16 protein-coding genes and 3 rRNA genes are annotated in these 22,560 nt (G+C 66.2%); 15 read left to right on the forward strand and 4 right to left on the reverse strand.

Translation table 11 applies throughout. The features are described from left to right. Positions 1–3: 3 nt before the first annotated feature. The gene (locus RKD20_RS36850; protein WP_424881471.1) at positions 4–1,323 is read right to left on the reverse strand and encodes an aminotransferase class I/II-fold pyridoxal phosphate-dependent enzyme; all 1,320 of its coding nucleotides are present in this window, start codon (positions 1,321–1,323) and stop codon (positions 4–6) included. A gap of 121 nt (positions 1,324–1,444) precedes the next feature. Here RKD20_RS36850 and RKD20_RS36855 point away from each other — a divergent pair, with 121 nt between their 5' ends. Both RKD20_RS36855 and RKD20_RS36860 read left to right on the forward strand, forming a co-directional pair. Then, positions 1,445–2,653 carry an MFS transporter gene (locus RKD20_RS36855; protein ID WP_424881472.1) on the forward strand — a complete coding sequence of 403 codons (1,209 nt, stop codon included), beginning with the start codon at positions 1,445–1,447 and terminating at the stop codon, positions 2,651–2,653. Between the two features lie 22 nt (positions 2,654–2,675). Then, entirely contained in the window at positions 2,676–3,569 is an 894-nt protein-coding gene (locus RKD20_RS36860) for a hypothetical protein (RefSeq protein WP_424881473.1), read from the forward strand. 70 nt (positions 3,570–3,639) lie between these two features. On the opposite strand, the gene ptsP is transcribed toward RKD20_RS36860, so the two are convergent. Beyond that, positions 3,640–5,310 carry a phosphoenolpyruvate--protein phosphotransferase gene (gene ptsP / locus RKD20_RS36865; protein ID WP_424881474.1) on the reverse strand — a complete coding sequence of 557 codons (1,671 nt, stop codon included), beginning with the start codon at positions 5,308–5,310 and terminating at the stop codon, positions 3,640–3,642. Between the two features lie 81 nt (positions 5,311–5,391). Further along, positions 5,392–5,841: a PTS sugar transporter subunit IIA gene (locus RKD20_RS36870; protein WP_031059261.1), complete on the reverse strand. Its 450-nt coding sequence runs from the start codon at positions 5,839–5,841 to the stop codon at positions 5,392–5,394. A gap of 555 nt (positions 5,842–6,396) precedes the next feature. Here RKD20_RS36870 and RKD20_RS36875 point away from each other — a divergent pair. The 13 genes from RKD20_RS36875 (at position 6,397) to RKD20_RS36935 (ending at position 21,690) form a co-directional block, all read left to right on the forward strand. Beyond that, positions 6,397–7,924, forward strand: a 16S ribosomal RNA gene (locus RKD20_RS36875). 299 nt (positions 7,925–8,223) lie between these two features. After that, positions 8,224–11,345, forward strand: a 23S ribosomal RNA gene (locus RKD20_RS36880). A 70-nt stretch (positions 11,346–11,415) separates the two neighbouring features. Then, positions 11,416–11,532, forward strand: a 5S ribosomal RNA gene (gene rrf / locus RKD20_RS36885). The 16S, 23S and 5S rRNA genes sit together here, the layout of an rRNA operon. A gap of 109 nt (positions 11,533–11,641) precedes the next feature. Then, positions 11,642–12,250 carry a CDP-alcohol phosphatidyltransferase family protein gene (locus tag RKD20_RS36890; RefSeq protein WP_424881475.1) on the forward strand — a complete coding sequence of 203 codons (609 nt, stop codon included), beginning with the start codon at positions 11,642–11,644 and terminating at the stop codon, positions 12,248–12,250. Positions 12,251–12,363: 113 nt separating this feature from the next. Next, on the forward strand, positions 12,364–14,859 hold the full coding sequence (locus RKD20_RS36895) for a sugar phosphate nucleotidyltransferase (RefSeq protein ID WP_424881476.1): 2,496 nt from the start codon (positions 12,364–12,366) through the stop codon (positions 14,857–14,859). Positions 14,860–14,964: 105 nt separating this feature from the next. Next, entirely contained in the window at positions 14,965–15,861 is an 897-nt protein-coding gene (locus tag RKD20_RS36900; protein ID WP_424881477.1) for a DUF881 domain-containing protein, read from the forward strand. After that, the gene (locus RKD20_RS36905; protein WP_003988855.1) at positions 15,858–16,190 is read left to right on the forward strand and encodes a small basic family protein; all 333 of its coding nucleotides are present in this window, start codon (positions 15,858–15,860) and stop codon (positions 16,188–16,190) included. Before RKD20_RS36900 ends, RKD20_RS36905 begins: the two co-directional genes overlap by 4 nt. A 5-nt stretch (positions 16,191–16,195) precedes the next feature. After that, positions 16,196–17,035, forward strand: a complete 840-nt coding sequence (locus RKD20_RS36910) for a DUF881 domain-containing protein (protein WP_424881478.1) — start codon at positions 16,196–16,198, stop codon at positions 17,033–17,035. 61 nt (positions 17,036–17,096) lie between these two features. Further along, entirely contained in the window at positions 17,097–18,005 is a 909-nt protein-coding gene (locus tag RKD20_RS36915; RefSeq protein ID WP_424881479.1) for an FHA domain-containing protein, read from the forward strand. Between the two features lie 18 nt (positions 18,006–18,023). Next, positions 18,024–18,761, forward strand: coding sequence for a MerR family transcriptional regulator (locus RKD20_RS36920; RefSeq protein WP_424881480.1), 738 nt, complete (start codon positions 18,024–18,026; stop codon positions 18,759–18,761). Positions 18,762–18,837: 76 nt separating this feature from the next. Beyond that, positions 18,838–19,311, forward strand: coding sequence for a bifunctional nuclease family protein (locus tag RKD20_RS36925; protein WP_004002801.1), 474 nt, complete (start codon positions 18,838–18,840; stop codon positions 19,309–19,311). Positions 19,312–19,574: 263 nt separating this feature from the next. Continuing rightward, positions 19,575–20,273: a MerR family transcriptional regulator gene (locus tag RKD20_RS36930; protein WP_424881481.1), complete on the forward strand. Its 699-nt coding sequence runs from the start codon at positions 19,575–19,577 to the stop codon at positions 20,271–20,273. A gap of 58 nt (positions 20,274–20,331) precedes the next feature. Then, a complete protein-coding gene (locus tag RKD20_RS36935) occupies positions 20,332–21,690 on the forward strand; it encodes a DNA polymerase IV (RefSeq protein ID WP_424881482.1) in 1,359 nt (452 codons plus the stop codon). Positions 21,691–22,108: 418 nt separating this feature from the next. Here the strand turns inward: RKD20_RS36935 and RKD20_RS36940 are convergent, their stop codons facing one another. Continuing rightward, positions 22,109–22,486: a PRC-barrel domain-containing protein gene (locus RKD20_RS36940; RefSeq protein WP_424881483.1), complete on the reverse strand. Its 378-nt coding sequence runs from the start codon at positions 22,484–22,486 to the stop codon at positions 22,109–22,111. Positions 22,487–22,560 lie beyond the last annotated feature (74 nt).

Consider the following 22,560-nt stretch of genomic DNA (forward strand, 5'->3'; position numbering starts at 1 on the left):
GGGTCAACCACCGTAGGTGGCCTCGGACTCACCGAGTACTCCGGCGAAGTCCGAGGCCAGCCGCGCCGCGTCGGTCGGCGCCAGCTCGGCAGCCGTGATCCGCACCCCCGGCCCCGCCGACAGCCGGAACCGGGCTCCGGCCGCGACCCACCAGCCGTACGACCGCAGCCCGTTCACCACGGCCGACTCGTCCCGGACGGGCACCCACACGTTCATCCCGCTCGCCCCGTGCGCCTGGATGCCCCGATCACCGAGCTCCCGTACCAGAGCGTTCCGGCGCACGGTGTAGGTCTCCTCGGCGCGAGCGACCAACGCGCGCGTGCTCCCGTCTGTGAGAAGCCCGTACACCGTCTCCTGGAGCAGATGACTGACCCAGCCGGACGTCAGCAGCAGCCGCCCGTCGTGCCGCCCCAGTGTGATCGGATCACACGCGGCGGCCGCCCATCGCAGGTCCGTCCCCAGGAACTTGCTCACCGTCCGCACATGCACCCAGCGCGACAGCCCCGCGCCGGTCAGCGTCCGCAGCGGCGCGTCGGCGACGGCGGAAGCGTGGTCGTTCTCCACGACCAGCACCTCAGGGTGTTCCCGGAGCACACCCAGCAGCGCCTCCCGGCGCTCGGCGGAGAAGCGGCCGCCGTACGGATTCTGCGCCCGCGGACTGCACACGAGCGCCCGCGCCCCCGCCCGCAGCGCCCCGCGCACGGCCTCGGGCAGCACTCCCTCGTCGTCGACCGCGACGGGGATCATGCGCAGCCCCAACGCCGTGACCAGATCCAGCAGATGGTGGTATCCGGGATCCTCCATCGCCACGGCGTCACCGGGCCGTAGCTCGACGGAGAGCAGCCGCCCGACCAGATCCAACGCCCCGTGCGCGAAGGTCACGTGCTCCACCGGTACGCCGTCGGACCCCAGCCACGCGCGTACGGCCTCCTCGAGCCGCGCCAGCCGGGGCGTCGAACGGTGCGAACGCGCGCCGGGTGACAGCCGCGAGGGCGGCACCAGACCGGGGAGCAGCCGAGGATCCGGGTGACCGCCCGCCAAGTCCCGCAGCCCCTCGGGCACTTTGGGCGGCCGACGTGACGCCACAGCCGGAGCCGGGGCCACCACGGTCCCGCCTCGGCCCCGGGTGACCACGATGCCGCGCTGCCGCAGTTCCTTGTACGCCGTCGCGACCGTTCCCGGGCTCACGCCGAGGTCGTCCGCGAGGCGCCGCACCGGAGGCAGTGCAGCCCCGGGCGCCATGGAGCCCTCGGCCACGGCCCGTTCGACGGACGCCGCAATTCCCTTGGCCGTCGTACCTCTGATCCCATATTGTGTTGCCACGTTGCTAATTATGTATCAGTACATAAATGAAAAGCAAGCAGGCAATGGGGGAGCAGTGCATCCGATACGGCGCGCGGCAGCATGGTCGAGAAGCGTTCCCGGAGGGCGCGACGGGCGCGGAATGCTCACCATCGCGCTCGTCGACCGCGTCGGCAGCGGACTGTGGGCGTCCGTCTCCGTCCTCTACTTCACGTACGTCTCCGCACTCTCCCTCGCCCAGGTCGGCACCCTCGCCGCTGCCGCCGGCGCCATCGGCATCGCCGGGGCACCCATAGGGGGCAAGCTCGCCGACTGGTTTCCGGTCACCCGAGTCCTGCTGATCGTCCAGCTCGTGCGTGCCGTCGCCTCCTGCGCCCTGCTCACCACGAACAACTACGCCCTGCTCATCGCCTTCTCTGCGGTGGGCGGCCTCGGCGACCGCGCCGCCAGCATCCTCACCAAGCTCTACGCCGCCCGGGTCGCAGGGCCGGACCGCGTCCGCTACCAGGCCTTCCACCGAACCGTCGCCAACGCGGGCTGGGCACTGGGAGGCCTCATCGCCGCGGCGGCCCTGGCGCTCGGCACCACCACCGCCTACCAGTGGCTCCTCGCCGGCGACGCCCTCTCCTTCATCGCCTCAGCACTTCTCACCCTGCGCTGCGGCGAACCCCCGTCCCCTTCCCGCACCGTCATCACCTCGAAGCACCCGGCGCCGACGACCAGACCGACGAACCCGTGGCGCGACCGCACCTATCTCGCCTACGTCGCCACCGAGACCGTCCTCTTCCTCGACGACGCCGTGTTCAAGGTCGGTCTGCCCCTGTGGATCGCACACGAGAGCAACGCCCCGAACGGACTCGCACCACTCCTGATGGTCCTCAACAACGCCATGGTCGTGGCACTCCAGGTGCCCCTCGCACGATTCGGCACCACCACAGCGGCTGCCCGGAACCTCCTCCTCCCGCTCTCCGTCACCTTCGCCCTGGGCGGCACCGCCATGGCGCTCGCGGCCACGGGCGGAGCCGTCACCGCCACCGCGCTCCTCACCGCCGCCGCAGTCGCCTTCACCATGGCCGAGATGCTCCACGCCACCGTCTCGTGGGAGCTCTCGGTCGCTCTCGCCCCCGACACCGCGCAGGGTGCCTACCTCGGAGTCCACGGCCTGGCCCAGTCCGTGCAGCGCACGATCGGACCACTCGCGGTCACCGCGGCCATCGCCACCGGCCCGGCAGGATGGGCCACCTTCGGCGCAGCTATCGCTCTGACCTGCACAATCCAGCACCGACTGGTGCGGAAGCGCCTCACCCAACCCTCTTTGTCAGTGCCGCCGGTTACTGTGAGTGAGCACTGATCGACTGCGCACAGGGGGAAACATGGCGCACACCGACCACCAGACGATGCGACGCGTCCTGCGCCGCGAAATCGCCGGCACCATCGGCCTGCTCACGGACGAACACGACTTCCGCGCCATGCGGCGCTACCGCACCTTCACCTTCGACGACCACGCGACCTACCTGAAACAGGTCGAAGACCTGCTGAGGACCCGCTCCGCACAGGGCAGCCACACCACCGTCGCCCTCTTCGATCCCCAGGAGTACGCCGAGTTCTGCGAGGAGACGGGCCTCGACCCGGACGTCCCCTCGAGCCGCACACGCTTCACGGCCGAACTCGCCGGCACCGGCCCGACACTGCCGTACGAGGGCCAGCCACTTACCGACCTCGTACCCGCCCTCGTGGACGAGGCGGTCCGCCAGGCCACCTGGGAGTACGCGACCACACTCCTCGCACGCCTCGGCACCTGCGGTTCCTGCGGGGAGGACATCGGCCGCGCGGCCTTCACCCGCGCCTCGGACCTCCTCCTCCGGATCCTCGACACAGCCCTGCCGGGCGAACACCACCTCGTCTGCAGCGTCACCGGCACTCCGGAAACCCTCGTCTCCGTCCTCCACTCCGACGAGAACACCGACGGATGCGTACAACTCGACGAGGCCGAGGCCCTTGAATTCACCACGGTCCTCGCACTCGGCATCGCCACCCAGAGCCCCGGCGGACTCGTCATGCGCACCAGCGGCCCCGGAACCACCGACCGCATCTACGGCTGGCGCCTGCGCGGCGACGGCCTCGAACCCCTCACCGCAGGAGAGGTCTTCGACGCCTACTGCACCGACATCGACTCCGGCGATCTGATCTCCCCGGAATCGGACGTCGACTACTGCACGCCCCCCGACCTCGGACCGGAAGGACAGACGCCACACCACAGCCACTGAACACAAGGAGGGCGCCCCACCCACAGGTGGAGCGCCCTCCGGAAACCGTCAGCCGGCCGATCAGGTCCGACTACTCGCCCGACAGCACCGCCTGAGCCGCGTTACGCGCCTCTTCAGCACTGTCGCCAGTCCGCGCGGCTGCGGCAGCACGCTCGCACTGCGCCAGCGTGTACTTCGCCAGCGCCGCCCGGACGTATGGAATGGACGCCGCCCCCATGGAAAGTGAGGTGACACCAAGACCGGTCAGCACACAGGCGAGCAGCGGATCGGACGCGGCCTCACCACAGACACCACAGCTCTTGCCCTCGGCCTTCGCCGCCTCGGCGGACAGCGCGACGAGGTCGAGCAGCGCGGGCTGCCACGGATCCTGCAGCCGCGACACCGCACCCACCTGACGGTCGGCGGCGAAGGTGTACTGCGCGAGGTCGTTGGTCCCCAGCGACAGGAACTCGACCTCCTGCAGAATCGACCGCGCCCGCAGGGCAGCGGAGGGGATCTCCACCATCGCGCCGAACTTCGCCCGCAGCCCGGCCGCACGGCACGCGTCGGCGAACGCCTTGGCGTCGGCACGGTCCGCCACCATCGGGGCCATGACCTCGAGGTAGACCGGCAGCCCCTCGGCGGCCTTCGCGAGCGCCGTCAGCTGAGTACGCAGCACCTCAGGGTGGTCCAGCAGCGTCCGCAGCCCCCGCACACCCAGCGCCGGGTTCGGCTCGTCGGCCGGTGTCAGGAAGTCCAGCGGCTTGTCCGCGCCCGCGTCCAGCACACGGACGACCACTCGTCCCTCGGGAAACGCCTCGAGGACCTGGCGGTACGCCTCGATCTGCTTCTCCTCGGACGGAGCGTTCTTGCTGTCGTCGAGGAAGAGGAACTCGGTACGGAAGAGACCGACACCCTCGGCCCCCGCCTCGAGCGCGGCAGGTACGTCCGCCGGACCACCGACGTTCGCGAGCAGCGGCACCTTGTGACCGTCGGCGGTGACCCCCGGACCCGTCGACGCGGCGAGCGCGGCCTTCCGCTCAGCGGCAGCGGCCTCCAACTCGGCCTTCTTCTCGTCGCTCGGGTTCACGAAGATCTCACCGGTGCTGCCGTCGACAGCGACAACCGTGCCCTCCGCCAGCTCACCCGCACCCGGCAGCGCCACGACGGCCGGCACCCCGAGCGCCCGCGCCAGAATCGCGCTGTGGCTGGTCGGCCCACCCTCCTCGGTGACGAAACCCAGAACGAGCGTCGGGTCCAGCAGAGCGGTGTCGGCGGGAGCGAGGTCACGCGCCACGAGGACGTACGGCTCGTCGCTGTCCGGGATACCCGGCATGGGCACCCCGAGCAGCCGAGCGACGATACGATTCCGCACGTCGTCGAGGTCGGCGACGCGCCCGGCGAGGTACTCCCCGGCACCCGCCAGCAGCTCCCGGTAGGCGGCGAACGCGTCGTACACGGCCCGCTCGGCCGTGCTGCCGACGGCGATACGCCGGTCCACGTCCGCCATCAGCTCGGGATCCTGGGCCATCATGGCCTGCGCCTCGAGCACCGCCTGGGCTTCGCCCCCGGCCAGATTGCCGCGCGCCATCAGGTCGGCCGCCACAGCTTCCACTGCCTTGCGGGCGTTCCCCTGTTCACGCTCCGCGTCCTCCGCCGGAATCTGCTTGGCAGGCGGCTCCAACACCGCCGTTCCCATGTGCCGAACCTCGCCGATCGCCACACCGTGGCTCACGCCGACACCTCGCAGCGTTGTGTCCATCTCACCCGTCTCCGATAGTGCGGCGGGTCCCGCCGCCGCGGTGGTTGTCGTCCTGGTCGCCGTCGTACGACGGCGGCGACGTCACTTCCAGCTGAAGAGACTGTCGCCGGCCTTCACATCGCCGTTGTCACGGAGTTCGGAGAGCGCCTCGACCGTGGCCTCCAGCGCCACGACCGGGCAGACTGCGGACTTGCCGGCGGCTTCGACGGCGGCCGGATTCCAGCGCACGATCGCCTGACCGCGCGTGACGGTGTCGCCCTTGCTCACCAGCAGCTCGAAGCCCTCACCGTTGAGCTGCACGGTGTCGATCCCGAGGTGCACAAGCACGCCGTGTCCCTGCTCGTCCACGACGACGAACGCGTGCGGGTGGAGAGAGACGATCACACCGTCGACGGGCGCGACGGCCTCGGACGGTTCACGCACGGGTTCGATCGCCGTACCCGGGCCGACCATGGCCCCGGAGAAGACCGGATCCGGCACTGCGGCCAGTCCGATGGCGCGTCCTGCAAGCGGGGACGTCACGGTGGTCATGGGAAGCCTCCCAGGGGTGGAGCTGCCTATATGCGCCGTCACTGCTTGTCTCGGGCGGCGCTGTCCAGCAGCGTATGTCAGATGAAGTAAGGGCTCCGCACGGAAGATACCGGCTGGTGGTCTAGACCACCAGCCCAATGGATTTGCACCGTCTTCGAGGCCCCGTGTACAGTCGTACTCCTGCTTGAGGCCGAGCGGCGCCACCGAGCGTCCCAGCCTGGCAGCATCCAACTTGTCAGATCCTATCTCGGGGTCACCTTCTGCATGTCTGCAGAACGGTGGTCAGAGGGCCGGAAAAACACTGATAGAGTTTGGAACAGCGAAGGGAAGCGCCCGGAGGAAAGCCCGAGAGGGTGAGTACAAAGGAAGCGTCCGTTCCTTGAGAACTCAACAGCGTGCCAAAAATCAACGCCAGATATGTTGATACCCCGTCCATCGGACTTGTTCCGGTGGCGAGGTTCCTTTGAAATAAACACAGCGAGGACGCTGTGAACGACCGCCTTATTCCGGTGGTTGTTCCGCTCTCGTGTGTGTGCACCCGATTACGGGTAAACATTCACGGAGAGTTTGATCCTGGCTCAGGACGAACGCTGGCGGCGTGCTTAACACATGCAAGTCGAACGATGAACCACTTCGGTGGGGATTAGTGGCGAACGGGTGAGTAACACGTGGGCAATCTGCCCTTCACTCTGGGACAAGCCCTGGAAACGGGGTCTAATACCGGATATCACTGCCACTCGCATGGGTGGTGGTTGAAAGCTCCGGCGGTGAAGGATGAGCCCGCGGCCTATCAGCTTGTTGGTGAGGTAATGGCTCACCAAGGCGACGACGGGTAGCCGGCCTGAGAGGGCGACCGGCCACACTGGGACTGAGACACGGCCCAGACTCCTACGGGAGGCAGCAGTGGGGAATATTGCACAATGGGCGAAAGCCTGATGCAGCGACGCCGCGTGAGGGATGACGGCCTTCGGGTTGTAAACCTCTTTCAGCAGGGAAGAAGCGAAAGTGACGGTACCTGCAGAAGAAGCGCCGGCTAACTACGTGCCAGCAGCCGCGGTAATACGTAGGGCGCAAGCGTTGTCCGGAATTATTGGGCGTAAAGAGCTCGTAGGCGGCTTGTCACGTCGGGTGTGAAAGCCCGGGGCTTAACCCCGGGTCTGCATTCGATACGGGCTAGCTAGAGTGTGGTAGGGGAGATCGGAATTCCTGGTGTAGCGGTGAAATGCGCAGATATCAGGAGGAACACCGGTGGCGAAGGCGGATCTCTGGGCCATTACTGACGCTGAGGAGCGAAAGCGTGGGGAGCGAACAGGATTAGATACCCTGGTAGTCCACGCCGTAAACGGTGGGAACTAGGTGTTGGCGACATTCCACGTCGTCGGTGCCGCAGCTAACGCATTAAGTTCCCCGCCTGGGGAGTACGGCCGCAAGGCTAAAACTCAAAGGAATTGACGGGGGCCCGCACAAGCAGCGGAGCATGTGGCTTAATTCGACGCAACGCGAAGAACCTTACCAAGGCTTGACATACGCCGGAAAGCATCAGAGATGGTGCCCCCCTTGTGGTCGGTGTACAGGTGGTGCATGGCTGTCGTCAGCTCGTGTCGTGAGATGTTGGGTTAAGTCCCGCAACGAGCGCAACCCTTGTCCTGTGTTGCCAGCATGCCCTTCGGGGTGATGGGGACTCACAGGAGACCGCCGGGGTCAACTCGGAGGAAGGTGGGGACGACGTCAAGTCATCATGCCCCTTATGTCTTGGGCTGCACACGTGCTACAATGGCAGGTACAATGAGCTGCGATACCGTGAGGTGGAGCGAATCTCAAAAAGCCTGTCTCAGTTCGGATTGGGGTCTGCAACTCGACCCCATGAAGTCGGAGTTGCTAGTAATCGCAGATCAGCATTGCTGCGGTGAATACGTTCCCGGGCCTTGTACACACCGCCCGTCACGTCACGAAAGTCGGTAACACCCGAAGCCGGTGGCCCAACCCCCTTGTGGGGAGGGAGCTGTCGAAGGTGGGACTGGCGATTGGGACGAAGTCGTAACAAGGTAGCCGTACCGGAAGGTGCGGCTGGATCACCTCCTTTCTAAGGAGCACTTCTTACCGGGTTCGCTCGGTCAGAGGCCAGTACATCGGCGTACGTCCGATGCTGGTTGCTCATGGGTGGAACGTTGATTATTCGGCATTTTCAGTCATCTCGGGCTGCCAGTACTGCTCTTCGGAGCGTGGAAAGCTGATCACGAGTGGCGAAGGTGCCGGGCACGCTGTTGGGTGTCTGAGGGAATGAACCCCCTCGATGCCGGCCCCAGTGAACTCGCCTGTGAGGGCGGGGTGATGGGTGGCTGGTCGTTGTTTGAGAACTGCACAGTGGACGCGAGCATCTGTGGCCAAGTTTTTAAGGGCGCACGGTGGATGCCTTGGCACCAGGAACCGATGAAGGACGTGGGAGGCCACGATAGTCCCCGGGGAGTCGTCAACCAGGCTTTGATCCGGGGGTTTCCGAATGGGGAAACCCGGCAGTCGTCATGGGCTGTCACCCATACCTGAACACATAGGGTATGTGGAGGGAACGCGGGGAAGTGAAACATCTCAGTACCCGCAGGAAGAGAAAACAACCGTGATTCCGGGAGTAGTGGCGAGCGAAACCGGATGAGGCCAAACCGTATGCGTGTGAGACCCGGCAGGGGTTGCGCATTCGGGGTTGTGGGATCTCTCTTTCACGGTCTGCCGGCTGTGAGACGAGTCAGAAACCGTTGATGTAGGCGAAGGACATGCGAAAGGTCCGGCGTAGAGGGTAAGACCCCCGTAGTCGAAACATCAGCGGCTCGTTTGAGAGACACCCAAGTAGCACGGGGCCCGAGAAATCCCGTGTGAATCTGGCGGGACCACCCGCTAAGCCTAAATATTCCCTGGTGACCGATAGCGGATAGTACCGTGAGGGAATGGTGAAAAGTACCGCGGGAGCGGAGTGAAATAGTACCTGAAACCGTGTGCCTACAAGCCGTGGGAGCGTCGGAATGAAAGCTTGCTTTCATTCTCGTGACTGCGTGCCTTTTGAAGAATGAGCCTGCGAGTTTGCGGTGTGTTGCGAGGTTAACCCGGGTGGGGTAGCCGTAGCGAAAGCGAGTCCTAATAGGGCGTTTCAGTAGCACGCTCAAGACCCGAAGCGGAGTGATCTAGCCATGGGCAGGTTGAAGCGGAGGTAAGACTTCGTGGAGGACCGAACCCACCAGGGTTGAAAACCTGGGGGATGACCTGTGGTTAGGGGTGAAAGGCCAATCAAACTCCGTGATAGCTGGTTCTCCCCGAAATGCATTTAGGTGCAGCGTCGTGTGTTTCTTGCCGGAGGTAGAGCACTGGATAGGCGATGGGCCCTACCGGGTTACTGACCTTAGCCAAACTCCGAATGCCGGTAAGTGAGAGCGCGGCAGTGAGACTGTGGGGGATAAGCTCCATGGTCGAGAGGGAAACAGCCCAGAGCATCGACTAAGGCCCCTAAGCGTACGCTAAGTGGGAAAGGATGTGGAGTCGCAGAGACAACCAGGAGGTTGGCTTAGAAGCAGCCACCCTTGAAAGAGTGCGTAATAGCTCACTGGTCTAGTGATTCCGCGCCGACAATGTAGCGGGGCTCAAGCGTACCGCCGAAGTCGTGTCATTGCAGCAATACGCCCAACGGTGGCTGTGATGGGTAGGGGAGCGTCGTGTGCCGGGTGAAGCTGCAGCGGAAGCTAGTGGTGGACGGTTCACGAGTGAGAATGCAGGCATGAGTAGCGATACACACGTGGGAAACGTGTGCGCCGATTGACTAAGGGTTCCTGGGTCAAGCTGATCTGCCCAGGGTAAGTCGGGACCTAAGGCGAGGCCGACAGGCGTAGTCGATGGATAACCGGTTGATATTCCGGTACCCGCTGTGAAGCGTCAAACATCGAACCCATTGATGCTAAGGCCGTGAAGCCGTTCCGGACCCTTCGGGGAAAGGAAAGTGGTGGAGCCGCTGATCCAAGGTGGTAGTAGGTGAGTGATGGGGTGACGCAGGAAGGTAGTCCAGCCCGGGCGGTGGTTGTCCCGGGGTAAGGGTGTAGGCCGTGTGATAGGTAAATCCGTCGCACATGAGGCTGAGACCTGATGCCGAGCCGATTGTGGTGAAGTGGATGATCCTATGCTGTCGAGAAAAGCCTCTAGCGAGTTTCATGGCGGCCCGTACCCTAAACCGACTCAGGTGGTCAGGTAGAGAATACCGAGGCGTTCGGGTGAACTATGGTTAAGGAACTCGGCAAAATGCCCCCGTAACTTCGGGAGAAGGGGGGCCATCACCGGTGATCCGTTTTACACGGTGAGCTGGGGGTGGCCGCAGAGACCAGCGAGAAGCGACTGTTTACTAAAAACACAGGTCCGTGCGAAGCCGTAAGGCGATGTATACGGACTGACGCCTGCCCGGTGCTGGAACGTTAAGGGGACCGGTTAGTCACATTTCGGTGTGGCGAAGCTGAGAACTTAAGCGCCAGTAAACGGCGGTGGTAACTATAACCATCCTAAGGTAGCGAAATTCCTTGTCGGGTAAGTTCCGACCTGCACGAATGGCGTAACGACTTCTCGACTGTCTCAACCATAGGCCCGGTGAAATTGCACTACGAGTAAAGATGCTCGTTTCGCGCAGCAGGACGGAAAGACCCCGGGACCTTTACTACAGTTTGATATTGGTGTTCGGTTCGGCTTGTGTAGGATAGCTGGGAGACTGTGAACTCTGGACGCCAGTTCAGGGGGAGTCGTCGTTGAAATACCAGTCTGGTCGTGCTGGATGTCTAACCTGGGTCCGTGATCCGGATCAGGGACAGTGTCTGATGGGTAGTTTAACTGGGGCGGTTGCCTCCTAAAGAGTAACGGAGGCGCCCAAAGGTTCCCTCAGCCTGGTTGGTAATCAGGTGTTGAGTGTAAGTGCACAAGGGAGCTTGACTGTGAGACCGACGGGTCGAGCAGGGACGAAAGTCGGGACTAGTGATCCGGCGGTGGCTTGTGGAAGCGCCGTCGCTCAACGGATAAAAGGTACCCCGGGGATAACAGGCTGATCTTCCCCAAGAGTCCATATCGACGGGATGGTTTGGCACCTCGATGTCGGCTCGTCGCATCCTGGGGCTGGAGTCGGTCCCAAGGGTTGGGCTGTTCGCCCATTAAAGCGGTACGCGAGCTGGGTTTAGAACGTCGTGAGACAGTTCGGTCCCTATCCGCTGTGCGCGTAGGAGTCTTGAGAAGGGCTGTCCCTAGTACGAGAGGACCGGGACGGACGAACCTCTGGTGTGCCAGTTGTCCTGCCAAGGGCATGGCTGGTTGGCTACGTTCGGGAGGGATAACCGCTGAAAGCATCTAAGCGGGAAGCCTGCTTCGAGATGAGGACTCCCACCCCCTTGAGGGGTTAAGGCTCCCAGTAGACGACTGGGTTGATAGGCCGGATCTGGAAGCCCAGTAATGGGTGGAGGTGACCGGTACTAATAGGCCGAGGGCTTGTCCTCAGTTGCTCGCGTCCACTGTGTTAGTTCTGAGGCAACGACTGTGTCTTTTTCCGGTCGAACTTCATAGTGTTTCGGTGGTCATAGCGTGAGGGAAACGCCCGGTTACATTCCGAACCCGGAAGCTAAGCCTTACAGCGCCGATGGTACTGCAGGGGGGACCCTGTGGGAGAGTAGGACACCGCCGAACTCCTTTTAGAGCTCTGGCTCTTGGGCATACAGCCCAAGAGCCAGAGCTTTTTTGCGTTGAGGTAGGGTCAGGGAGCATCGTTCGCACGTTTCCCACAGGAGGCCCCCGGGTGGAGGTCCAGGAGACCCGGGTCCAGACGGACCGGGTCCTCACCATCCCCAACATCCTCAGCATGGCGCGGCTCGTTGGGGTGCCGCTCTTCCTGTGGCTGATCCTCAGGCCCGAGTTCGGAGGGCCCAAGAGTGACGGCTGGGCGTTGCTGGTACTGGCTCTGAGCGGCATCAGCGACTACCTGGACGGCAAACTGGCCCGGCGGTGGAACCAGATCAGCAGCCTCGGCCGGCTGCTCGATCCCGCGGCCGACCGTCTCTACATTCTCTCGACCCTGGTCGGCCTCACCTGGCGCGAGATTCTGCCACTTTGGTTGACCGCTGTACTGCTCTTGCGAGAGCTGGTTCTCCTGGTGATGGTGGGCATCCTCAGGCGTCACGGTTATCCGCCGCCGCAGGTGAACTTCCTCGGCAAGGCCGCCACCTTCAACCTGATGTACGCCTTCCCGCTGCTCTTGCTCAGTGACGGAACTGGATGGATCTCGTCACTCGCTGCTATTTTCGGATGGGCGTTCGCCGGATGGGGTACAACCCTGTACTGGTGGGCAGGAGTGCTCTATGTGGTCCAAGTCCGCCGACTGGTCCGTGCGGACGCCCAGGCCGACTGAACTCGCCCCTTGGCACGGCCGTAGTGGTTCGATGGCCCCCGGCAGAAAAGTGCGGGAGAATCTGGACGGGTGAAGTCGGCTGGACCGTCATCTTTAAGGAGGACGCTTCCGACATGAAGGCCGTCGTGATGGCCGGAGGCGAAGGCACACGCCTTCGTCCCATGACCTCGAGCATGCCCAAGCCGCTCCTGCCGGTGGTAAACCGGCCGATCATGGAGCACGTTCTGCGGCTGCTCAAAAGGCATGGGCTCAACGAGACCGTCGTCACCGTGCAGTTCCTGGCCTCACTGGTCAAGAACTACTTCGGTGACGGTGAAGAGCTCGGAATGGAGCTCTCCTATGCCAATGAGGAGAAGCCACTCGGTACCGCCGGAAGCGTCAAGAACGCCGAAGAGGCGTTGAAGGACGATGCTTTCCTCGTCATTTCCGGTGATGCCCTGACCGACTTCGACCTCACCGAGCTCATCAACTTCCACAAGGAAAAGGGCGCGCTGGTCACCGTCTGTCTGACGCGTGTGCCCAATCCGCTCGAGTTCGGCATCACCATCGTCGACGAGGAAGGCAAGGTCGAGCGCTTCCTGGAGAAGCCGACCTGGGGCCAGGTCTTCTCGGACACCGTGAACACCGGTATCTACGTCATGGAGCCCGAGGTCTTCGACTACGTCGACCCCGATGTGCCCGTGGACTGGTCCGGCGATGTCTTTCCTCAGCTGATGAAGGAAGGCAAGCCGATCTACGGCTATATCGCGGAGGGCTACTGGGAGGACGTCGGCACGCACGAGAGCTACGTGAAGGCCCAGGCCGACGTCCTCGAAGGCAAGGTCGACGTCGAGATCGACGGCTTCGAGATCTCGCCGGGCGTGTGGGTGGCCGAGGGAGCCGAGGTGCATCCCGATGCCGTTCTCCGTGGTCCGCTGTACATCGGTGACTACGCCAAGGTCGAGGCCGGCGCCGAGATCCGCGAGCACACCGTCGTGGGCTCGAACGTGGTCGTGAAGAGCGGGGCGTTTCTGCACAAGGCCGTCGTGCACGACAACGTGTATGTCGGGCAGCAGAGCAATCTGCGTGGCTGTGTCGTCGGGAAGAACACCGACATCATGCGGGCGGCCCGTATCGAGGACGGTGCGGTCATCGGCGACGAGTGTCTCGTCGGCGAGGAATCGATTATTCAGGGGAATGTACGGGTCTACCCGTTCAAGACCATCGAAGCCGGCGCCTTCGTCAACACCTCGGTCATCTGGGAGTCCAGGGGCCAGGCGCATCTCTTCGGCGCCCGTGGCGTCTCCGGCATCCTCAACGTCGAGATCACCCCTGAACTCGCGGTCCGGCTGGCCGGCGCCTACGCGACCACCCTCAAGAAGGGTTCGACCGTCACCACCGCCCGCGACCACTCCCGTGGCGCGCGGGCACTGAAGCGGGCCGTCATCTCCGCTCTGCAGGCCAGCGCCATCGACGTACGCGACCTTGAGAACGTACCGCTGCCCGTCGCGCGGCAGCAGACCGCGCGGGGGAGTGCCGGCGGGATCATGATCCGGACCACGCCCGGGGTGCCGGACTCCGTGGACATCATGTTCTTCGACGGTGGGGGCGCGGACCTTTCCCAGGGCAGCCAGCGCAAGCTGGACCGGGTGTTCGCGAGGCAGGAATACCGGCGCGCGTTCCCCGGCGAGATCGGGGACCTGCACTTCCCCGCGAGCGTCTTCGACTCGTACACCGGATCACTGTTGCGGAACGTCGACATCACCGGGATCTCCGAGGCCGGGCTGAAGGTCGTCGTGGACGCGTCGAACGGTAGTGCCGGGTTGGTGCTGCCGAGTCTGCTCGGGAAGCTCGGGGTGGATTCGCTGACCATCAACCCGGGGCTCGACGAGTCCAGGCCGACGGAGACGGCGGAGGCCCGGCGGTCCGGGCTCGTGCGGCTGGGCGAGATCGTGGCGTCCGCGCGGGCCGCCTTCGGTGTGCGGTTCGACCCGGTCGGTGAGCGGCTGTCCCTGGTGGACGAGAAGGGCCGGATCATCGAGGACGACCGCGCCCTGCTGGTCATGCTCGACCTGGTGGCCGCTGAGCGGCGCAGCGGCCGTGTGGCGCTGCCGGTGACCACCACGCGGATCGCCGAGCAGGTGGCGGCGTATCACGGGACGCAGGTCGAGTGGACGACCACCTCGCCCGACGATCTGACCCGGGTCGGACGCGACGACTCGACGATCTTCGGTGGTGACGGCAAGGGTGCCTTCATCATTCCGGAGTTCAGCAGTGTCTTCGACGGTACGGCGGCCTTCGTACGGCTGATCGGGCTGGTGGCAAGGACGCAGCTCACGCTCAGCCAGATCGACGCGCGGATTCCGCGGGCGCATGTCCTCAAGCGGGACCTGGCGACCCCGTGGGCCGTCAAGGGGCTGGTGATGCGCAGGGTCGTGGAGGCGGCGGGCGATCGCTTTGTCGACACGACCGACGGTGTCCGGGTCGTCGAGACCGACGGACGCTGGGTGATGGTGCTGCCGGACCCGGCGGAGGCGGTCACCCATCTGTGGGCCGAGGGACCCGACGACGCGTCCGCACAGGCCCTGCTCGACGAGTGGTCTGCGGTGGTGGACAGCGCCGGCCGCTGAGCCACGCACACGCGCGTGCCGGACATGTGTCCCCAATGGGGGCCTGTCCGGCACGCCGATGGGGCCATTCGGAGGTAGGGGCCGCGACGTGCGACGATGTGCGGCATGCCGCAGCAGCCCCCCATTCGGAGCACCCCCACGCGCCCGTCGCGCCCGGACGCCTCCATGTCGCTGCTCACCAACGTCATGGACCACAGCCTCGACGACGGGTACGCGGAGGCCGCGGCCCGCAAGAAGGCGGCCGGTGACGGTGGGCTGCCCAAGACGTTGAGGGCCAGGATGGGGCTGGCCCTCGGGCTGGTGCTCGCCGCGCTCGTGGTGACCGTGGGGGCGGCGCAGGCGCGGGTGGCAGCTCCGGTCGTGGCCAAGGAGCGCGAGGAGCTCATCGACCGTATCGACCGTGAGACCGGGACGGCGGACAAGCTCGAGAAGAGCGTCGACCAGCTGCGAGACGACGTGACCACGCGGCAGCGAGAGGCGCTCAAACACACGGGCGACAGCGGCCAGGCTGACCTCGTGGGCATCCTCTCGGGCGCCGTGGAGGTCCACGGCCCGGGCGTCAAACTGGTCGTGAACGACGCCAAGGAAGCCACCACGGGCGGCGACGGCAACCCGCGAGAGACGTCGGGCTTCTCCGACACCGGGCGGGTGCGCGACCGTGACATGCAGCGGGTCGTGAACGGGCTGTGGGAGTCGGGAGCCGAGGCCATCTCCATCAACGGACAGCGGCTGACCGCGCTGTCGGCGATCAGGGCCGCGGGTGACGCGATACTGGTCGACAACAAGCCGCTGGTTCCGCCGTATACGGTGCTTGCGGTGGGGGACGGGCAGCGGCTGAGCACCAGGTTCCAGGACAGCGCCGACGGGCTGTATCTGCACGCCCTGCAAGAGAACTACGGCATCCGGACCGCCATCTCCGCGGAGGACGACCTCCGGCTGCCGGCCGCACCGAGTGTGATCGTACGTACAGCAGAGCCGAGAACTGAGAAGGGCACATCGTGATCGCCGTACTGGGCCTCGTCGTGGGAGTCGTGGCCGGCCTGTTGGTCCGGCCCGAGGTTCCGGCGGTCGTCGAGCCTTATCTGCCGATCGCCGTGGTGGCGGCGCTCGACGCAGTGTTCGGAGGGCTGCGGGCCATGCTCGACGGCATCTTCGACGACAAGGTCTTCGTCGTGTCGTTCCTGTCGAACGTGGTCGTGGCCGCGCTGATCGTGTTCCTGGGCGACAAGTTGGGCGTGGGCGCCCAGTTGTCGACCGGTGTCGTCGTCGTGCTCGGCATCCGGATCTTCTCCAACGCCGCGGCGATCCGTCGGCACGTCTTCCGGGCGTGACGCCGATGAGCGAACAGGAAGAGACCCCCGGCGGCAGGCTGCGCAAGGAACTGCCCGAGGAACTCCCGGCCACGCCGGCGGAGGAGACCGAGGGGGCCGGTGCGCCGGCCGCGGAACCCGCGCTGACCGGCCGTCAGCGGCTGGTGCAGGGGCTGTGGCCGCCGCGCGTGACGCGGGCCCAACTCATCGTCGCCGTCCTGCTGTTCGGCCTCGGATTCGGCCTTGCCGTCCAGGTGGCGTCCAACAGTGACAGTGACAGCGCGCTGCGGGGGGCCAGGCAGGAAGATCTTGTCCGCATCCTCGATGAACTGGACGACCGTACTCAGCGTCTTGAAGACGAGAAGCAGGGCCTCGAGAAGCAGCGGGACGAGCTGGAGAACAGCTCCGACCAGGCCGAGGAGGCCCGCAAGCAGACGGTCGAGAAGGAGCGGCAACTCGGCATCCTCGCGGGCACGGTGGCCGCTCAGGGGCCGGGCATCACGATGACGATCGAGGACAACAAGGGGAGGGTCGAGGCGGACATGCTGCTCGACGCGATCCAGGAGCTGCGGGCGGCCGGCGCGGAGGCGATCCAGGTGAACGGCGTACGGGTCGTCGCGGGCACCTATCTGTCGGACTCGGGCAAGAGCGTGAGCGTCGACGGGAACAAGATCACCGCGCCGTTTCGTTTCAAGGTCATCGGCAATCCGCAGGACCTCGAACCGGCGCTGAACATCCCTGGAGGCGTGGTGCAGACGCTCGAGAAGGAGCAGGCCACCATTACCGTCGATCGGTCGGGCAAGATCGTCGTGGACGCCTTGCGAGCGGCGAAGCGGCCTGACTACGCTCGGTCGTCCTCCCAGTGAACCGGCGGTGCATGGGGGGCATCCGGCCAGGGCATGAGGTTGCGGGGGGTCGGCGCACCGAATGGGTGGTGCGTGGTGGAAACTGTCTGGTGGAAACGGACGTTGTGAGGATGTCCGGGTCGACCGGTGTGTTCAATCAGGGTTCGTCCTGCCCCACGGGCGGGTCTGTTTCGGTCAAGGGGAATCGCCCGTGAAGTTGTTTGCGAAGTTGTTCGGCAAGAGCGCGCGAGAAGGCAGCGACAACAACGCGACCGCTCGTCATCGCGCACAGCCCGACGCCGAGGGTCAGCGCCCGCTGTTCCGGGACCAGGTCGCCGGTCAGGGTGGTGACGTTTCCGGAGGTCAGGGCGTGCCGACTGTTGACCCTGCCCAGTCCGGCGGCATAAGTTTCGGGCAGCCGTCAACCTCAAGTACGGGTGGAGGGTTTTCCCCTATGTCGGCCCAGGTGTGTACGAGGTGCGGTAACCGCAACGCGGAGAACAGCCGCTTCTGCTCCAACTGCGGCGCCCCGCTGCGGCCCGGTGCCGTGCCCGAGCGCCCCTCGGAGACGACCTCCACCATCTCCATCTCGGGACTCGAGGCCTACGACTCCGAGGTCACCGGTCAGACCCAGATGCCGGCGCTCTCCCCGGAGGCGCAGGCGGCCGTCGACGCCCTCCCGCTGGGCTCCGCGCTCCTGGTGGTGCGCCGCGGACCGAACTCGGGCAGCCGTTTCCTGCTGGACGGCGAGCTGACCACGGCCGGCCGTCATCCGCAGAGCGACATCTTCCTCGACGACGTCACGGTCTCGCGCCGGCACGTGGAGTTCCGCCGCGGTCAGGACGGTTCGTTCACGGTGTCCGACGTGGGCAGTCTCAACGGTACCTACGTCAACCGCGAGCGGATCGACGCGGTCGCTCTGAACAACGGCGACGAGGTGCAGATCGGCAAGTACCGGCTGGTGTTCTACGCGAGCCAGCAGGGCTACTGACCCTCCCAGGGAAGGTCCATGCTTCAAACACCGAGCGGCGGTGCCGGACACGGTACCGCCGCCACGGACAGTGGGCTGATGAGCATCGGCACAGTGCTGAACGTGCTGCGCGACGAGTTCCCCGAGGTCACGATCTCCAAGATCCGTTTCCTGGAGTCCGAGGGCCTCATCGAGCCGCAGCGGACCCCCTCCGGGTACCGAAAGTTCAGCAACCGGGACGTCGAGCGCCTCGGCCACGTCCTGAGGATGCAGCGGGACCACTATCTGCCGCTCAAGGTGATCCGGGAGCACCTGGACGCCGTGGAGCGCGGCGAGGCCGTCGCGCTGCCCACGGTGGGCCGCCAGCGGGACGGAGAAACGGTCCTGGAGGTCGCCGAAGGCCCGACCGCGGCCCGGATCGGCAGGGCCGAGCTGCTCGCCGCCGCCGAGATCGGCGAGCCGGAGCTGGCGGAGTGGGAGTCGTACGGGCTCATCACGCCGCTGCCGGACGGCGGCTACGACGCCGAGGCGGTGACCGTGGCCGCGCTCGTCGTGGAGCTGGGGCGGTTCGGGATCGAGCCTCGGCATCTGCGGGCGATGAAGGCGGCTGCCGACCGTGAGGCGGGACTCGTGGACCAGGTGGTGGCCCCGCTGAAGCGCCACCGCAACCCGCAGACCCGCGCCCACGCCGAAGCCCGTGCCAAGGAACTCGCAGGACTCACTGTGAGGCTGCACGCGGCACTCGTGCAGACCGCCCTCGGCGTACGCCTGCCCTGACGGCGCCGGGCACGGGATCGTCCCCCGTTTCCTGCCCGACTACCCAAACGTCCCGGGCACGGCCTAGGGTTGCTGTGTGAACGAGCTCGATGTCGTAGGTGTCCGGGTCGAAATGCCCTCCAACCAACCGATCGTGCTCCTGCGTGAAGTGGGAGGCGACCGCTACCTCCCCATCTGGATCGGGCCGGGAGAGGCGACGGCGATCGCCTTCGCGCAGCAGGGCATGGCCCCCGCACGACCGCTGACGCACGACCTGTTCAAGGACGTGCTGGAGGCGGTCGGTCAGGAGCTCACCGAAGTGCGCATCACGGATCTGCGTGAGGGCGTCTTCTACGCGGAGCTGGTCTTCGCCAGCGGGGTCGAGGTGAGCGCGCGGCCGTCCGACGCCATAGCGCTGGCCCTGCGCACCGGGACGCCCATCTACGGCAGCGACGGGGTGCTCGACGACGCCGGTATCGCGATCCCGGACGAGCAGGAGGACGAAGTGGAGAAGTTCCGCGAGTTCCTCGACCAGATCTCCCCCGAGGACTTCGGCACCAGCAGCCAGTGAGGCGGATGCGGCCGGCCTGGCGGATCAGTGGTCCGTGACGGGTCGGCAGTGTCCGGTCGTCACCGAAATGCTGGCATTTGCCACCGGCGCGTGAGAGCGTCCTGCGACCCGTTCGGAGCGCATTCGGCTAGCCTTTCCCCGCAGTGGGGTACGGCAAACCACTCCTAGGGTGATTATCACTCGGCGTGCCGAGTGTGGCGATCGTTGACGCACCCCTGGTGACTGCCTACCGTCGAGAAGGCAGGTCAAGGACGGAGGTCGGCGTGAGAAGCAGCGGCGACGGTACGGCTGGGGGTGCCCCCGGACGGAGTCTCGGGGCGAGCGGTCCGTACCCTCCCCCAGGCTCTCAACTGCGTTCGAGTTGGGGGAACCCCCATCCCGGCAGCCCTTTTCAGGGCAGCGCGGCCGATCACGCCCCGCAGCGACCGACGGCAGTGCCGAGCAGCGGAGGGGCGACGTCCATGGCGTCCGAGCAGATCGGCTATCGCGGCCCTACGGCCTGCGCGGCTGCCGGTATCACCTACCGGCAACTCGACTACTGGGCACGCACCGGGCTCGTGGAGCCGAGCGTGCGGCCCGCCCACGGGTCGGGGACGCAGCGGCTCTACAGCTTCCGGGACGTCGTCGTCCTCAAGATCGTCAAACGGTTCCTGGACACCGGCGTGTCCCTCCAGAACATCCGCACCACCGTCCAGCACCTGCGGGAGCGAGGGTTCCAGGACCTGGAGCGCATGACCCTCATGAGCGACGGGGCCACGGTCTACGAGTGCACTTCGCCCGACGAGGTCCACGCGCTGCTGCAGGGCGGCCAGGGCGTCTTCGGGATCGCCGTGGGGGTCGTCTGGCGCGATGTCGAGAGCGCCCTGTCGCAGCTGCACGGGGAGCGCATCGACACGGGGGAGACGCTCGTCGGGCACAACCCCGCGGACGAGCTGGCCAGGCGCCGCAACCGGGCGGTCTGAGTCCTGCCCCGCTTTCTGGGGCGGGGCATTGTCAGTGGCGTAGGGCAGCATCGGACATGTGAGAAAAGCGCCCACGATCCTGCATCTCGACATGGATGCCTTCTACGCCTCGGCGGAGCAGGCGTCCAAGCCGAGTCTGCGTGGGAAGGCCGTCGTCGTGGGCGGGCTGGGGCCGCGGGGAGTGGTGGCCACCGCGTCCTACGAGGCCCGGGTGTTCGGGGTGCACTCGGCGATGCCCATGGCCCAGGCGAGACGGCTCGCGCCGAACGCCGCGTATCTCGTGCCGCGCTTCGGGTTCTACAAGGCGATCAGCGAGCAGGTGATGGCGCTGCTGCGAGAGCTGTCGCCGCTCGTGGAGCCGCTGAGCCTGGACGAGGCGTTCGTGGATCTGGAGGCCGGGGGAGCGGCCTGGGACGAGGCGTCGGCGCGGCTGGTCGGGACGAAGCTGCGGGCCGACATACGGGCCTTCACGGGGCTCACGGGGTCGGTGGGGCTGGCCGCGTCCAAGATGCTCGCGAAGATCGCCTCCGAGCAGGCCAAGCCGGACGGGCTGGTGGTGATCGAGCCCGGCACCGAGCGGGCGCTGCTCGGGCCGTTGTCGGTGCGGACCCTGCCGGGGGTGGGGCCGGCGACGGGGGACCATCTGCGGCGGGCCGGGATCCATACCGTCGACGAGATCGTCGAGGCCGGGGAGGACGAGCTCGTACGGCTGCTCGGGAAGGCGCACGGGCACGGGCTGTACGCCATGGCGCTGGCGCGGGACGAGCGGGCCGTGGTGGCGGAGCGGGAGGCCAAGTCGGTGTCGGTGGAGGACACGTACGACGTGGACATCCATGACCGGGTTCGGGTGGGGCTCGAAGTGCAGCGGTTGGCGGACCGGTGTGTGCGCAGGTTGAGGGGGGCCGGGTTGTCGGGGCGGACCATCGTGTTGAAAGTGCGGCGGTACGACTTCTCGACGTTGACGCGGTCCGAGACCCTGCGGGGGCCCACGGACGATCCCGCGGTGGTGCGGGAGGCCGCCCTGCGTTTGCTGGAGGGCGTCGACTCGACGGGGGGCGTGCGGTTGCTGGGGGTGGGGGTGTCCGGGCTTGCCGACTTCACGCAGGAGGACCTGTTCGCGCAGGCTGCGGGGGAGAGGTTGGACCATGCCGTCGAGGAGGTGGCTGACGACGTCCCTGCCGAGGAGCGGGACGTGGTGGTCGAGCGGCGGTGGGTTGCCGGGCATGACGTCCGGCACGCCGAGTACGGGCACGGGTGGGTGCAGGGGAGCGGGCTGGGGCGGGTGACCGTGCGGTTCGAGACGCCGGATTCGGAGCCGGGGCGGGTGCGGACGTTTCTTGTCGATGACCCTGCGCTGGAGTCGGCCGAGCCGTTGCCGTTGGTTGAGGTGATGGGTGCCCGTCCGTGCCCTCCGTGACGGGCTCGTCGTCGGGTGCGGGTGGCTCCGCCAGGCCGGGCTGGGGCGGGTGCGGGGGGCAGGGTGCTTGTCGGAATCGGGGTGGAGCAGCGGGGCATGGGAAGCGTCCGGGTGGACCGGCCGGCGGGGTCGGGGCGGGTGTCGGCTGAGCACGGACAGCGAGTTGGGCGCGCCCTGGTGTCGGTCGGGCGGGATCTCGGTCTGGTGTGGGGCGGGTGCTGCTGGATTGCGGTGGGTCGGAGGCGGGTGGTTCGGGGCGGCGCTCACGGCCGGCCTGGCGTCGGTCCTGCAGGGCCTTCGTCGGTACCGCTCGGCTGCGGGGGCTGGGCCGGGGCCCACCGCCCGCCTCGCGGGGCTGGGCGTCCGGCAGGGGCTGGGCAGGGGGCGAGGCGGCCTCGGGGCGGGGAGAGCGCGGTGGTCAGGCCTCCACGTCCTCCGTGCCCGCCAGTTTGCCGAAGTCCCGGTCCGGGAGTGCCGGTGGTGTGGCCAGGTCGAGTCCGTAGTGGTGGTAGAGCTGGAGTTCCTGGTCGGGGGAGAGGTGGCGGCCCACGCCGAAGTCGGGGGCGTCCTTGATGAGGGTGCGGTCGAAGGGGACGTGCAGGGAGCCGTCGACCAGTTCGCTCGGCTCCAGGGGGACGAAGGCGTCCCGGGTGAAGAGGCCGGTGCGTATGGCGGCCCATTCCGGCACGCCCGTCGCGTCGTCGAGGTAGACCTCGTCAACGGTGCCGATCTTGGTGCCGTTGCGGTCGAACGCCTTGCGGCCGATCAGGTTGCGCGGATCGATGTCGGTCTGCACGTGCCCTCCACTTGGTCGCAACTCATCCGAAGCGGTCGTAAGCACTACGAAAGAGCACATCGGGGTGTGCGGCC

The sequence above is a fragment of the Streptomyces sp. SLBN-8D4 genome (genome assembly GCF_049739545.1).
Classification (GTDB): Bacteria; Actinomycetota; Actinomycetes; order Streptomycetales; family Streptomycetaceae; genus Streptomyces; species Streptomyces canus_C.